At 67.5% G+C, this 12570-nt stretch carries 12 protein-coding genes; 7 read left to right on the plus strand and 5 right to left on the minus strand.

Annotated features, from left to right (window positions below; all coding sequences use genetic code 11):
* The first annotated feature begins 163 nt into the window (after positions 1 to 163).
* From ACYVK3_RS09685 to ACYVK3_RS09700, 4 genes are all read left to right on the plus strand, one after another.
* Positions 164 to 619 carry an SRPBCC family protein gene (locus ACYVK3_RS09685; RefSeq protein WP_460497096.1) on the plus strand — a complete coding sequence of 152 codons (456 nt, stop codon included), beginning with the start codon at positions 164 to 166 and terminating at the stop codon, positions 617 to 619.
* A 777-nt stretch (positions 620 to 1396) separates the two neighbouring features.
* The gene (locus tag ACYVK3_RS09690; RefSeq protein WP_460497097.1) at positions 1397 to 1666 is read left to right on the plus strand and encodes a hypothetical protein; all 270 of its coding nucleotides are present in this window, start codon (positions 1397 to 1399) and stop codon (positions 1664 to 1666) included.
* Positions 1659 to 2321 carry a DUF6879 family protein gene (locus ACYVK3_RS09695; protein WP_460497098.1) on the plus strand — a complete coding sequence of 221 codons (663 nt, stop codon included), beginning with the start codon at positions 1659 to 1661 and terminating at the stop codon, positions 2319 to 2321. Before ACYVK3_RS09690 ends, ACYVK3_RS09695 begins: the two co-directional genes overlap by 8 nt.
* A 24-nt stretch (positions 2322 to 2345) precedes the next feature.
* Complete coding sequence (locus tag ACYVK3_RS09700) at positions 2346 to 4745, plus strand: ATP-binding protein (protein ID WP_460497099.1); 2400 nt, start codon at positions 2346 to 2348, stop codon at positions 4743 to 4745.
* An 11-nt stretch (positions 4746 to 4756) separates the two neighbouring features.
* Here the strand turns inward: ACYVK3_RS09700 and ACYVK3_RS09705 are convergent, their stop codons facing one another.
* Positions 4757 to 5605: a methionyl-tRNA formyltransferase gene (locus tag ACYVK3_RS09705; RefSeq protein WP_460497100.1), complete on the minus strand. Its 849-nt coding sequence runs from the start codon at positions 5603 to 5605 to the stop codon at positions 4757 to 4759.
* 164 nt (positions 5606 to 5769) lie between these two features.
* Between ACYVK3_RS09705 and ACYVK3_RS09710 the strand changes: the two genes are divergently transcribed.
* Positions 5770 to 6108, plus strand: a complete 339-nt coding sequence (locus ACYVK3_RS09710) for a hypothetical protein (protein WP_460497101.1) — start codon at positions 5770 to 5772, stop codon at positions 6106 to 6108.
* Between the two features lie 260 nt (positions 6109 to 6368).
* Here ACYVK3_RS09710 and ACYVK3_RS09715 read toward each other — a convergent pair whose 3' ends face one another.
* Positions 6369 to 7016 (minus strand): hypothetical protein, encoded by a 648-nt coding sequence (locus ACYVK3_RS09715; RefSeq protein WP_460497102.1) that lies wholly within the window; start codon positions 7014 to 7016, stop codon positions 6369 to 6371.
* A complete protein-coding gene (locus ACYVK3_RS09720; RefSeq protein WP_460497103.1) occupies positions 7013 to 7426 on the minus strand; it encodes a hypothetical protein in 414 nt (137 codons plus the stop codon). Before ACYVK3_RS09720 ends, ACYVK3_RS09715 begins: the two co-directional genes overlap by 4 nt.
* A gap of 504 nt (positions 7427 to 7930) precedes the next feature.
* On the opposite strand from ACYVK3_RS09720, the gene ACYVK3_RS09725 reads away from it, so the two are divergent.
* Both ACYVK3_RS09725 and ACYVK3_RS09730 read left to right on the plus strand, forming a co-directional pair.
* On the plus strand, positions 7931 to 8788 hold the full coding sequence (locus ACYVK3_RS09725; RefSeq protein WP_460497104.1) for an alpha/beta fold hydrolase: 858 nt from the start codon (positions 7931 to 7933) through the stop codon (positions 8786 to 8788).
* A 151-nt stretch (positions 8789 to 8939) separates the two neighbouring features.
* Entirely contained in the window at positions 8940 to 10880 is a 1941-nt protein-coding gene (locus tag ACYVK3_RS09730; protein ID WP_460497105.1) for a hypothetical protein, read from the plus strand.
* 24 nt (positions 10881 to 10904) lie between these two features.
* On the opposite strand, the gene ACYVK3_RS09735 is transcribed toward ACYVK3_RS09730, so the two are convergent.
* Both ACYVK3_RS09735 and ACYVK3_RS09740 read right to left on the minus strand, forming a co-directional pair.
* On the minus strand, positions 10905 to 11549 hold the full coding sequence (locus tag ACYVK3_RS09735) for a DUF6518 family protein (RefSeq protein WP_460497106.1): 645 nt from the start codon (positions 11547 to 11549) through the stop codon (positions 10905 to 10907).
* Positions 11550 to 11722: 173 nt separating this feature from the next.
* On the minus strand, positions 11723 to 12568 hold the full coding sequence (locus ACYVK3_RS09740) for a GNAT family N-acetyltransferase (RefSeq protein WP_460497107.1): 846 nt from the start codon (positions 12566 to 12568) through the stop codon (positions 11723 to 11725).
* Between the last annotated feature and the right edge of the window lie 2 nt (positions 12569 to 12570).

A 12570-nucleotide genomic window follows, 5' to 3' on the forward strand; every position in this document is an offset into this window, starting at 1 on the left:
CTCCGAGACGCCGGGCTGGTCGCGGAGACCCGCCACGGTCGAGAACGGCGGTATGAACTCGCCGCGGCGTCCCTGCGGGCGGCGTCCGACTGGCTCCGGCCGTACGAACGATTCTGGCGACAGCGTCTGCGGGCGTTGAGCGAACTGCTTGATGAGGAGAGCGATGAGCGATCTCAGCCGCATCGAGGTTGACCAGTTCCTGCGGTTTCCGCCGGCTCGGGTGTGGAGCGCCCTCACCGAGAAGGACAAGCTGGCCCGCTGGCTGATGCCGAACGACTTCGCATTGCGGGTGGGACACCGCTTCACCTTCACCACCGCACCCGATGCCGACTCAGGATTCGACGGCGTCATCGATTGCGAAGTGCTCGATTTCGAGGTGCCCCGCCACCTGCGCATTCGTTGGCGAGGAGGCGGACTCGACACCATCGTGACCTGGACGCTCACACCTGAGGCCAACGGGACCCGACTGTTCATCGAGCACTCGGGATTCGACCCCGACGACCCCACCCAGCACCTGACACGCTCCATGCTCGACGGCGGATGGCGCTCGCACTTGGTGCGGCGGCTCGCCGAGTCCTTGGAGGAGGACTCAGGGGAAGCGACCGGAAAGGGACGGTGAGCCCGAACGCCCGAGTGGACATCGCGGACATGCGCGGGCTCAGGCCCCCGGTCGCGATGGGATACCCGGGTCTCCTGGGTGCCGGCCATTGCCAGGGTCCCCGGATCGTCGGTGAAACCGGAGGAGGAGACGGTCCTGACCGTCTGCCACGATCCGTCGGATCGGCGGATCGAGTGCCTGACGGCCTGGATGCCATTGGCGGTGAGATCGATGATCCCGACCTGCATGTCGCCGCCGACGGGGGCTTCTGAGATAGGTGTCGGCAGATCTCGCGCGCGGTGAACCGCTTCAGGCACCGGAAGGTGTCCTTTTTGGTCGTCCCTTTGAAGGCGCGTCGGGCGACGTAGTCGCTCGTATGTCGTGCGGACGGGCACGATCATGTGCAGGGGGGCTGTTGGCCGCGGTCGACGACTGCGGCCTATGGCTCGGCGGTGCCGAGGTTGCTGGACTGGTTCATGATCGCAAGCGTTTCTCGATGGACACCATGCGACTGTCGACCGTTAAGGAATGAATGTTCGCGCAAGCCGGGCCACTCGACAACGACGCCTGAAATAGTTTCGTGAAGCCCTTCTGGAACTGTCGCATATCTGACAGTCATGTTATGTATCTGCATGAGCAGGGCTTTTCTGCAAGTTGATCGTCTGTCCAAGCGTGTCGCATTCCGGGTCGCTTGACCGGTGCAGCGTGCCGTCTCTATCATTTATACCCAACGGATTCTTTTGATCACGCATTGTTGAATCATTTTCGCCCAAAGCACTTGAACGGAGACGATGTCTCATGCCCGGCAACTGGAGTGCGGATTCAGGGAGCGATTTCGCGCGGCGAATCGGAAAGTCAGCCCACGAGCTCGGCCAGACCGGAGGCGATGGAAGCTGTCCGGACATATGGGAACTGTCCAACGGCGATATCGCCGTCATCGGGACGCAATTGCGCTCCGAATACCTGGATCGGCTGCCCGACGGCGTCACCATCGACGATCACGAGAGCCTCGTGGTCATACCGCGCGGCATGCTCATCGCGGCGAAGGCGGACATTCCGGATGCCTGAACCGCTCAACGGCGCAGTCGGCGTCAGGATGGATCTCGACGCCTACTACGCCGACTTCAAGCGACATTTCTGGCGCAGCCGCGAGTTCTGGAAACTCGAACGCGCCCAGACCTTCGCCGAGCCGGGAGACGCCAGCTGGGAAGCGTTCAACAGCGGTGACTGGGACGAGTCGATGCGCCTATTGGAAGAGCGGCGCCCGGACCTGACCGACTACCACGATGAAGCCCGAGCGGCCGGCGTCTCGACTCACCGCATCCGCATCGTCGAGAAGCCGATCAGCCCCTATCTCCAGTGGGAACTCAATCTGCTCAAGATCAGGGACGAGACCGGCGGTCCGATCCGCGTGCTCGATGCCTCCGAGATCGCCGAACTCGAGACCGACGGGCCGCTGCCGGAGATCTACACCATGGACGAGCGGGTCATGTTCGAAGCCGTCTACGACCACAACGGCGTCCTGGAGTGCGCCCTCAAATACACCGATCCGGCACTGATCGCCCACTCACGGGACTTCATACGCGGACTCTACGAACGCGGAACGCCGATCGCTCGATACTTCCCCGACAACGTCCGGCACCTGCCGCCGGCTCACCCGGACCGGCGACTGCGCGACGGCTACCTCGAGCAGGTCGGCAGACCCGGCCCGATCCGCTCGTGACCCGGGGCCGGTGCGATGAGTGCCGTGGACCCCGAACACGGGGCGGATCACGCGAACGAGGTCGACCACCGGCTCGACGTCGACTCGATCGTCGGCAACGTCGTGCAGGCCGGCCACATCCGCGGCGGCGTCCATGTCCACCCGCCCGCCGACCCGCCGCGTGGAGACCGGTTCACACCACGGCAGCTGCCCGCCCCCGGCCACGTGTTCGTCAATCGGAACGCGGAGATCGAACAGCTCTGGGATCACCTGGCCGACACCGGGTCCCGCCACCCGCACCCGGTCATCGTGGTCGCCGGATCCGGCGGTGTCGGCAAGACCTCGCTCGCACTCCAGTGGCTGCACCGCATCCGCGACCGCTTCGAAGACGGCGACCTGTACTGCAACCTCCAGGGCTACGGCGCCGGGCAACCGGTGGCCGCCACAGTGGTCCTCGAACGGATGCTCGCGGGTCTCGGCGTCCCGTCCGACCGCATCCCGTTCGAGCTCGAAGACCGCGCCGCCCTGTACCGCTCACTGATCGCCGGTCGCCGCGTCCTGATCCTGCTCGACAACGCCGCCAACGCGGCCCAAGTCCGGCCGCTGATCCCCGGAGCCGCCGGCCCGCTGCTGGTCGTCACCAGCCGAAGCCGCCTCCCGAGCCTCGCCGTCCGCGACGGCGTGCGATACGTGCAGCTCGATGTGCTGGGTGAATCGGACGCCGTCGCGCTCGTGAACGAGGTGACCGAAGGCGGCCGCAGCGACGCCGACGCCGAGGTGAACGAACTGGTCCGCCTGTGCGCGAGGCTGCCGCTGGCGCTGCGGATCGCCGCCGAGCGCGCCGTGTCCCGCCCCGGAATGCGTCTCGCCGAACTGATCGAAGACCTCCGCGACGCCTCAGGGCTGTGGGAGGCTCTGAGCGTGGAGGACGGGGCCGAAGTCGACGACGTCAGAACCGTGTTCGCATGGTCGTACCGGTCCCTCCCCGAATCGGCGGCGTGGGTGTTCCGCGTCATCGGGCTGCACCCCGGTGCCGACATCGGCCTGGCGGCGATCGCCGCGGCGGCGGGCACGAGCCGCAGGGAGGCCCGACGCGCCACGGACGTCTTGGTCGGGGCGTTCCTGCTCGATCACGCGAACGGCTCCCGCTTCCAGATGCACGACCTGCTGCGGGCGTACGCCAACGCCGAGTCCCGCAGCCACGACACCGGCCCCGCCCTCACTTCCGTGCTGGAGCGCATGTTCTGCTGGTACGCCGCTTCGGCCGCGAACGCCGCGGCGACCCTCGCGAACATCGACCGACGCCTGCCCGCCGCGTCGATGTCCCCGGACGTCAGACCGGAGACCTTCGATTCGGCGTCGGAAGCGCGAAGCTGGTTCGATGCCGAACGCCTGAACCTCCTCGCAGTCGCCCGCTTCGCCGAAGCCTCCGAAATGCCGAGCCACGCGCTGGCGCTGGCGCTCGCCGCGAGTCCGATCTACACCCTTCACCACCACTTCGACGACTGGTCGGAGACCTCGGCCATCGCACAGCGGGCGGCGGGCGAGCTCCCCGACACCGCGGCCAAGGCCGCTGCGGCGGAGAACCGCGGAAAATACCTGCTGCGGCGCGGAGCGTACGACCGGGCTCGCGAAGCGTTCGCCGCGGCGCTGCGGTTCTACGAGCAGGCCGGTGATCAGCGCGGTGCCGCCGCGGCCACGAACGCGCTCGGTCTGGTGTGCCTCCGCGACCGCCGACTCGACGAGGCGACCGAACGGTTCGCCGCGGCGGCCGAGACGTTCGCCATCCTGGGCGATCGCGGCTGGGAAGCCGTATGCCGCTCGAACCTCTCCGAGGCTCGAATCGAGCTCGGCGAGCCGCGTCGCGTCCTGACCGAGCTCGACGGGCTGCTGCCGCGCTTCATCGAACGCGATGACGCGGCGATGCACGGCAACACGCTATGGCTGCAAGCCAGGGCTCGACGACTCGACGGCGACCCGGCCGGCGCCCGAGATGTGATCGAGCAGGCCCTGGCGATAGCCGAAGCGGCCGAGAACAAGATGTGGGAAGGCTTCTGGCTCATCGAAGCCGCCCGAATCCAACTCGAGCTCGGCGATACCGAAGCGGCCATGGAGAGCTGCCAGTTGGCCGCCGCGCTGCAACGGCAGATCGGCGACAAGAGCCGCGAGGCGATGGCGCTGGACTGCACCGGAGGGGTGCTCGCCCAGTCCGGCCGTGCAGAGGAGGCGCTCGCGTTCCATCTGCAAGCCGCCCACCAGTTCAACGAACTGGGAGAGCGGTGGAACGAGGGCTTGGCCAGGCTCGGAGCGGCCGAAGCGCTGTCAGGCCTGGAGCGAGCCGAGGCCGAACGCGAGCAGCTTCACGCCGCGCTGGGCTGTCTCGACCAGTTCGCCGATCCCCGGGCCGAGGAATTGCGGCGGCAGGTGCGCGGTCGCCTGGAATGACCGATCGGGCATCAGGCGTCCTCCCAGTCGGTGAGCCAGAGCTCCCCGTCCGCGCAGCGCGCCGGCAGTGCACCGTCGACTGGAGCCAGACTGCTGGCTCGCAGACGGATGCGACGGCCGGCGACCTCGGTGACGACGCCCTGCCCCGGCCGCAGCAACCGGAGCGCCCGGACTTGATGGTGGACTCGCTCGCGGGGCCGGCTCCAGTCGATCGCATACCAGCTGTCAGTGGGCAGCGGGGCATACGTCGCCTGCTCCTCGACTTGGGGCTCGCCCTCCTCACCTCGGGCGGCACGCGCGATGGCCACGGTGAGGACTTCGGGCAATGCCGAAGCGGTCAATTCCCCGATCGCCTCATGCGACACGAGATCGGGCAGAGGAATCGGCGCGCTCCTGGCCAGCACGGGACCGGCATCGACCCGTTCGTTCATCCTGTGCACGGTTATGCGGAAGTCCGGATCCCCGTTTCGCACCGCCCACGGGATCGGTGACGGGCCCCGGTATTCGGGCAGCGCCGAGGAATGGACGTTCAGGATCCCCAGTCGGGGAACGGTGAGCACCTGCGCGGGAAGAATCCAGTTGAATCCGAACACGACCATGAGATCGATGCCGTATCCGGCCAGTTGCCGCGCCAGGTTCCCCGGCCGGCCCGGAAGCAGGAGATCCATCCCGCTCGGCAGTGACTCCACGATCCTGGAGATCATGCGAACGTTCGCGGGTGTGCTCGGCTCCGCCGAGCGCATCGAACGACTGTGGACGAACGTGACGGCCCGATGACCCGAATCCACCACGACGTCGTTGATCAATTGGAACGATTCAGGACCATAAGACGCGATGGCGATATCGAGCGACTCAGTCATCCACTGAGGCTACCGCAGCTTCGCACTCCAACGGCGCACCCGCGCTGTGCCAATGCCACATGGCCCGAAAGTGATCTTCGGTCGTCATCGTCGCTCTGCGTGGACCGCGAAATTCGCTCCGTGGCCCTACACTGTGCATTACACCCAGGACGGAGCGATGCATTATGGACCCGATTTTGATCGCGATCGCGGCGGCCGCGGCCGGCAAGGCGAGTGAGGCCGTGGTCAAAGGCGGCGCGGTGGCGGTGAGGAAAGGCGCGGAGTTGGTGCGCAGGAGGTTCGCGGGCACGGCGGAGCTCGAACAGGCCGAGCGAGACGAGATCGGTGTCGAAGCATTCGCCGCGGCGATCAGCGGTGCCTGCGCTCACGATGACGACTTCCGGCGGAGCCTGAGCGAAGCCGTGGGACGGCCGATCCAGTTGGCGAAGTTCCACAACGAATTCCATGGCGATGTGAAGAACGTGATCCAGGCCGACCGCATCGACGGCCTCCGCCTGGAATAGTGCCCCGACGCCCGAGCGTGAGGGGTCTGAGGATGCGGTACGGGCATATATGGCGAAGCATCATAGCGGTCCACGCGCGGTCTACTAGGGGTCTTGCAGGAGGACCGGTGCCACCTGATGCGGTTCGGGCGTCTCGATCCCGAATCGCTGGACCGCCTGCTCGAGCTGCTCGCCGATTTCCATCGCTCGTTGCCCGCGAGCCGGCGGTAAGCGCGGAGTCCCTTGCCGCGCATTCACCGAATCCGTCGTGTACCGCCGGGTCACTCGGATTCAGTAGCGATCGCTTCCATGTAAGCCTTGAAGATGTCGACGGCGATCGGTCGGTAGTACTCGAGTTCTGATCCGTCAGAGCCTGGTACCAGGAAGAGGATCTCGTGCCGCATCCAGGTTCCAGGCAGCTTCGCGTCAAACCAAAACTCATATCGATGGCCTGTGAACTGCTCGGCGTCGTCCTCGTTGACCGAGTCGGGCCACCTCGCCACCTCGCCATGGACGTGCTCTTCGAACTCCTTCGTCAGGTAATCACCGGCGGGCCTATCGCTCTCATATTCCTCTCCCGGCTGGAGATCGAGAGCCCCTTCGTTCTGGATCTTGAGGTCCAAGACGGCCCTTCCCATCTCACCCAACGCGGCCGTCTCGCCCCAATCCGAGGGCTCGATGCTGCACCGTACGGAATTGTTGCCGGGGGCCTCGCCGGCGTTCACGTACTCGGATTCATGGTTGTGCGGCATCGCGGAAAGGTCCACCAGCCGATCGCAGACGTCAACCAGATCAATCGGAGGGCCGGTCTCCTCCGCCGCACTCGTCGGCTCTTGCCCGTTAGTGCTTTCGCTTTCGGGCCCCGTTCCCGGTTGGCTGCAGCCCGCCAGAAGCAGGGCGGCGACCGCTATCACTACAAGGATCCTCATGACTCGCTCAATTCCGTCTCGTAGTCCGGTCCGCCCACGTTATTGCCGCCGGGCGTGGTGTCGGTGACATACGGCGGTGCTCCAGGGATCGGGACTTCCCACCCGCTGCGGTCGGTGTCACGCGCCCAGTCCTCGGTGTGGCTCGGGGCCGAGCCTTCATCCCAGTCCTCCATCACGCTGTCGAAGGCGGCCTGGCGGTCCGCGTCCTCTGATGCGTAGGCCTCGGCCGCGTCCTTGATCTGCTCGCCCGCCGTGTAGAGGCGCCCGCAAGCGGTCTTCAGATACCCGTGGAATTCCTCGACCAGTGCCTTGACTTTCGGATCCGCATAGCCCTCGGATCCGTCTTCGGTGGCCAGCGACGAGTCGGCCTCCGGGCCCGTGGCAGCTCGGCACGTCGCTCTCCTGATCACCCTGCGCCCACGTGATCACCTCGCAAGCGCCCCAAATGAGGTGGACCCGGTTGATCGGATCCCAGTAATCCCAGAGATCTTCGCCGTATGGCGCCTGGAAGCGGTGGAAAGCGCTTTTGAATTCGCCGCCTTCCCTGATGGCGGTTGCGACCTCCTCGCGCCAGCGCTTCGTCAGCGCCTTGCGGAAGTCGTTCACCGCGGCTTCCAAGGTGGAGTAGAAACTCGTGTCATAAATGATGTCGCCGGCCATTGAGGTCTCCTGGGGTCCGGAGCCGATGTGGTCCACCCTACTGGGAGCGCACAACCATTGTCGAAGTTGGAAGCACTCTCGTGCGAAACAGCAGTCCATTCCGCATCTCCAGTGTCCGGGTGTCAGCAGGCCTCTGCTAGCTGGAGCGACTATGCAAAGACCATTTCGGGAGCGGACTCGATACACCGCGAATAGAACGACCCTTCCACGACGTGCCACATACCGTATTCGCGCTGGGGCACTACGATAATGCGATGGAGTTCGCGGAGATCGTCATCGCCACCGACCGATTGGACCTCCCCGCGCTGGCAGCCGGAGACGGCCCGGTCGTCGTGTGCTGGCACGGGTTCCCCGACCATCCGGCCACCTTCGGTCCGCTCGCCGAGCGCCTCGTGGCGGCCGGGCGTCGCGTCGTGGCGCCGTTCCTCCGCGGTCTGCACCCCGCCCATGCCGATGCCACAACCTACGCCGACGGCCTCACACTGGCAGCGGACGCCGCCGCCCTCGCCCGCGCGCTGAGCGACGAAGGCGTGGACATGATCGGCCACGACATCGGCGCCGGAATGGTGGCCCGCACGGCCGCGGCCTGGCCGGAGCTGGTGCGACGCTCGGTGACCATGGCGGTGCCGCCACCGGCGGCCCTATCCGGTCTGTTCGCCGATCCCGCCCAGCTGAAGCGGCTGTTCTACATGTGGCTGTTCCAGGTGCCAGGAGTCGCCGAGGCGACCCTGAACCGGCGCCTCGTCGACTACCTGTGGGCGACCTGGTCTCCGGGCCTGGACCCGGGCGAGCATCGTGAGCGCGTCCATGCACTCTACGAGGATGCGGCCCTGGCAGCCAACGCGTTGCGGATCTACCGGGCCAATTTCGACACCTCACTGCACGACCCGCGACTCGCCGAGCTGGCCGCGATCACCGAGGCGCCCGCGTCGGTCCCGATGCTGGTGCTCGCGGGGGTCGAAGACGGCTGCATGCCGCCGACGACATTCGCCGACGCCGAATCGGCTCTCGCGCCGGGCTCCCGGGTCGAGTTCGTGCCGGGCGCCGGGCATTTCATGCACCTCGACCGTCCCGACGAGGTCGCGAGGATCATTCTGGAATGGCTGGAATAACGCCGAGCTGACGCGTCACTGCTCGGTGGCCCGGTCAGTCGAGCGGTTCTCGCAACCCGATCGAACACCGGCTCCGAGACCGTCTCGATGCGCTCCTCCCGATGAGGGGGCCGCCGGGCTCCCAGAGCGGCGGAGGGCTGATACTGGCTCGGTGCGGTGGTTCTACAGCAGCAGTGTCCGCGATGAGTTCGCGCCGTCGATCGAGGTGCGCCTGAGACGTGCCGAGGCATGGTCCGACGGCGCCGTCTTCGATCCCGCCGTGGCCCGGGAGGCGCTTCGCTTCCGCCACGACAGTCGTGACGGCCGACTGGGGTATTGGACCCCGGACTTGGTGCGCGAGTTCCTGACCGAGATCGTCCCCGAGCGCTTCACCGGCCGCGTAGAGCACTACGCCCACGTCCCGGAGGCACTGCGCACCTGGTTGCGGTTCCTGGAGCACGCGGCCGCGCTCCACCCGCACGGCTCGGACTTGAGCGAACTGGAACGGGCCGTAGACGAATGCGCCCGGGATTTTCCCGCCGCATTCGCCGACCCCGCCAAGTGGGGCCCGGCGCGCATCACCGCCGAAGCGGCCCTCGCGGCCGGGATCGACCCGGCCGCACCAGGCGGCGCCGAGCGGCTCGACGCCTTCGTCGCGGAGGGAGCACCGGGCCATGACCCGCATGTGGTGGCCGCTGCCGTCACACGGCAGCACGTCCGGCATGTGCGAAGTCAGCGGATGCCCGCGCTCCCCGCGACCGAACTGCCCGCACCGGAGCGTGCGGCGCAGCTCGCGGCCGAGACCGAGGCGGTCCGCACGGCAACCGCCTTCCTCGACTGGCTCGGCGACGGCCGCGCGACGACCCAACAAGGGAACCTCCGCAAAGCCGACGCGGTCGCATTGGCGGAGCTGCTCGGCACCGGCGACGCCACCGAATCGTTCGTCAGCGCCGCGGACCTGCCGGGCCTGAACTGGCACACCGGGCTGGTGCTCGGCACAGGGCTGGCGCGGCGCGTCAAGCAGCGACTCGTGCCGGTCGCCAAGAACGCCGGGCTCGCCCGAGACCCGTACGCGCTGCTGCTAGCGGCCTCGAAAGTCGAGGCGCTGTGGCAGCCGCAGCGGCCAGAGATGCTCGCGCCGCACCGGGAACACGACGTACCCCTGCGTCTGCTCGTCGAGTCCCTGCTCGGGGACGCACGCGGCACCGCCGTGCCGGTGGCCGAGGTCAGAAGGCGGGTCACCGCCGCCGTCTATGGCGACGACGACTCCGATGAGCTCCGCAACATGATGGTCGCCATGACGCTGCATACGGACGTCGACCACATCCTCACCGCGATGCACCGGCTCGGCATGGTGGAGTTCGACGGCGAATGGGAGACCGGCGAACCCGACCAGATCGACCGGACCGCCGACGTCTCGGTCGCGCTCACCGAGCTCGGACGCCATCTCCTGTGGACGAGACGGCGCGAGGCGGGCCTGGTCGCTCCGGTGGTGGGGGAGCTGACCGACCGCCCGGCGGCGGTGATGCTCATGTCCGTCGGCGAGTTCTACGGTCGGGACACCGGTGCCGAGGAGATCCGCCGCTGGATCGCCGCGCACGGCGACGACCCGGCGCGCTTGGTGGAGGCGATCGCCTCGAACCCGTTCCGGACCGCCCAGAGCACCATGCTCGGCGCCGCGGCCGATGCGGTCGGGCCGCAGCTGCTCGAACGCGCGGCGCGTGACCGCCGACTGGAGCCGATCGTTCGGATGATCGGCAACCTCCACGGCCACGTCGAGTTCGAGACGCTGATGGCGGGCACCGAATCCCAACGGGCACAGGCGGCCCGCGGCATGGCCGAGCAGGCGCTCGAGATGCTCGAAGACCTGGGGCCCGAAGGATTCGTCCAATCCATGAGCGAGCTGCCGCGCGAGGCTGCCGAGAACCTGGTCGCCCTGATCACCGAGAGCGGCCATCCTGACCGGTGGCTGGTGGAGCTGTTCGCCGACGAGGTCGCGCCGCTCCTGGCCGGGCCGCAAGCGCGCCGCAGAGCGGGCCTGGAGGCGGCGCGCGACCGGGCCAAGCACGTCAAGCGCAAGAAGAAGAAGCGGCCGAAGCGCCGCCGCCGCTGAGCCGAGCCGCTTCGCCCGCGCCGGTCAGCTCCCGAAGCCGGCAAGGAGGAACCCCGCGAAGGCGATCGCGGCGAGCGGCAGCGACAGCGCCAGTGACAGCAGGCGTCCGAGCGGCCCCCGCCCGAGCAGCACGGGCACTGCCAGACCGATCACTGCCATGATGACCGCCGTGGCGATCGAATCGGCCCGATGGTCGCCTTCCGCGCCGGGAACGCGCTGCAGCAGCATCGCCGACTCGGCCAGGAAGACGGCACCCAGCGCGGCGACGCCGAGGACGTTCCTCCACCGCAGATTCGAGCGGGCCCAGGCGCCGGCGGTGCCGAAGACCGCTCCGGCCACGATCGCGAACACCAGCCACGCGAAGGTGGTCGGCTGCCACATCGTCGCCGGGCTGTCGTTCTGGATCAGCACGGCGGCAAGGTAGTACGCCTCGACGGCAACCGTCAGCAGCACGATCCCCGCGAGAATGGGACGCCAGCGGCCGTGGCGGACCCAGGACCCGATCGCGAACGCGCCGATCGCCCAGACGGCACTGGAGTTCGCCAGGTTCGCCCAGGGGTACGGCAGCTCGCGCTGCGCGATCAGGTCGACCGCGCCCAGTGCCAGACCGGCGGCGATCGAGACCGCCAGCAGGGGAAGCACCCGGACCCGCTCGTCGGCGGTTCGCATCAGTGAAGGAGCGGCTCCCTGCGTGGAAGGCAGCATGACGGAAGCATACCTGGTATCTATTCGGATCACCTGCATAGGCGGAGTCACGCTCGAGTCGAGGCGGAGGCGATCCGCGCGGCAAAAGCGGTCGACCTTGAAGGAACGGCCAGCGCTTCCTCATTCGATCCCGACGCTTAGCTGAACCTCGCCATCATGAGACTCGGTGCGCTCTCGAAGCCGTGGCGGGCGTAGACCGGGATGGCTCGGTCACTCGAATGGACGGTCACTCGCACCAAGCCGGCCTCCCGAGCCTGCCCGAGCACTGCCTCGATGAGTCGGCTGCCGAGCCCGTTGCCGCGTTCTTCCGGTACCACGTACATGGACTGCAGGTCACCGGCGAGGCGGTCCAGCGACAGCGGTGTCGGTACCCGCGCGGTCACGGCCAGCCAGGCCATGCCGATAACCGTCTCGTCGCCGACTGCCACGAAGCACCGGTGCGTCGCTTCGTTGCGCCGCGCCCACGCGACGAACCGGACCACGAACTCGTCACGCTCCACCGCCGGGCCCGACAGACGCTCCGACTCCCAACGCCACCGCAACCCGGCAACGGACTCCAGCTCGTCGGCATGGACTCGGCGGATCTCCACCCCTGCCATGACGGACCTGGTCCGTTCGAGGCCCTGGTAGTGGTCGTAGATCGCTGCGAGCTGACCGTCGACGAACCGGCGCTTCGCCAGATCGTCGTCGGTGCCGGGCAGCAACCCGAGGCGATCGGCCAATGCGAAGAACCCGGGTCCAGGCTGCTGAGTGCTCCCGTTGTGGACGAGCGCGGAGATCATGAACGGCAGACCGGTGACCGCGTCATGGTGGACGTTGATCGCATCGCAGAGCCGCCCGATCTGGCCCGGAAAGTTGCCGCCGTGGCTGAACGGATTGCCGAGTTCGCGGTTGAGGGTTCCGTAGGTGAGGGTCTCGCCTCGGGCGGCGTATCCGAGCAAGACCCTCAGGCCGGTCTCGACGAGTACAGGGGTATTCGTCATGA

This window comes from Glycomyces tarimensis (assembly GCF_054776215.1).

What these genes read in the sequence shown, in the direction of transcription:
- ACYVK3_RS09740 (WP_460497107.1), bottom strand. Translation starts at nt 12,568, where the DNA reads ATGACGAATACCCCTGTACTCGTCGAGACCGGCCTGAGGGTCTTGCTC.
- ACYVK3_RS09710 (WP_460497101.1), top strand. Translation starts at nt 5,770, where the DNA reads ATGGACCCGATTTTGATCGCGATCGCGGCGGCCGCGGCCGGCAAGGCG.
- ACYVK3_RS09705 (WP_460497100.1), bottom strand. Translation starts at nt 5,605, where the DNA reads ATGACTGAGTCGCTCGATATCGCCATCGCGTCTTATGGTCCTGAATCG.
- ACYVK3_RS09695 (WP_460497098.1), top strand. Translation starts at nt 1,659, where the DNA reads ATGCCTGAACCGCTCAACGGCGCAGTCGGCGTCAGGATGGATCTCGAC.
- ACYVK3_RS09685 (WP_460497096.1), top strand. Translation starts at nt 164, where the DNA reads ATGAGCGATCTCAGCCGCATCGAGGTTGACCAGTTCCTGCGGTTTCCG.
- ACYVK3_RS09735 (WP_460497106.1), bottom strand. Translation starts at nt 11,549, where the DNA reads ATGCGAACCGCCGACGAGCGGGTCCGGGTGCTTCCCCTGCTGGCGGTC.
- ACYVK3_RS09690 (WP_460497097.1), top strand. Translation starts at nt 1,397, where the DNA reads ATGCCCGGCAACTGGAGTGCGGATTCAGGGAGCGATTTCGCGCGGCGA.
- ACYVK3_RS09715 (WP_460497102.1), bottom strand. Translation starts at nt 7,016, where the DNA reads ATGAGGATCCTTGTAGTGATAGCGGTCGCCGCCCTGCTTCTGGCGGGC.
- ACYVK3_RS09725 (WP_460497104.1), top strand. Translation starts at nt 7,931, where the DNA reads ATGGAGTTCGCGGAGATCGTCATCGCCACCGACCGATTGGACCTCCCC.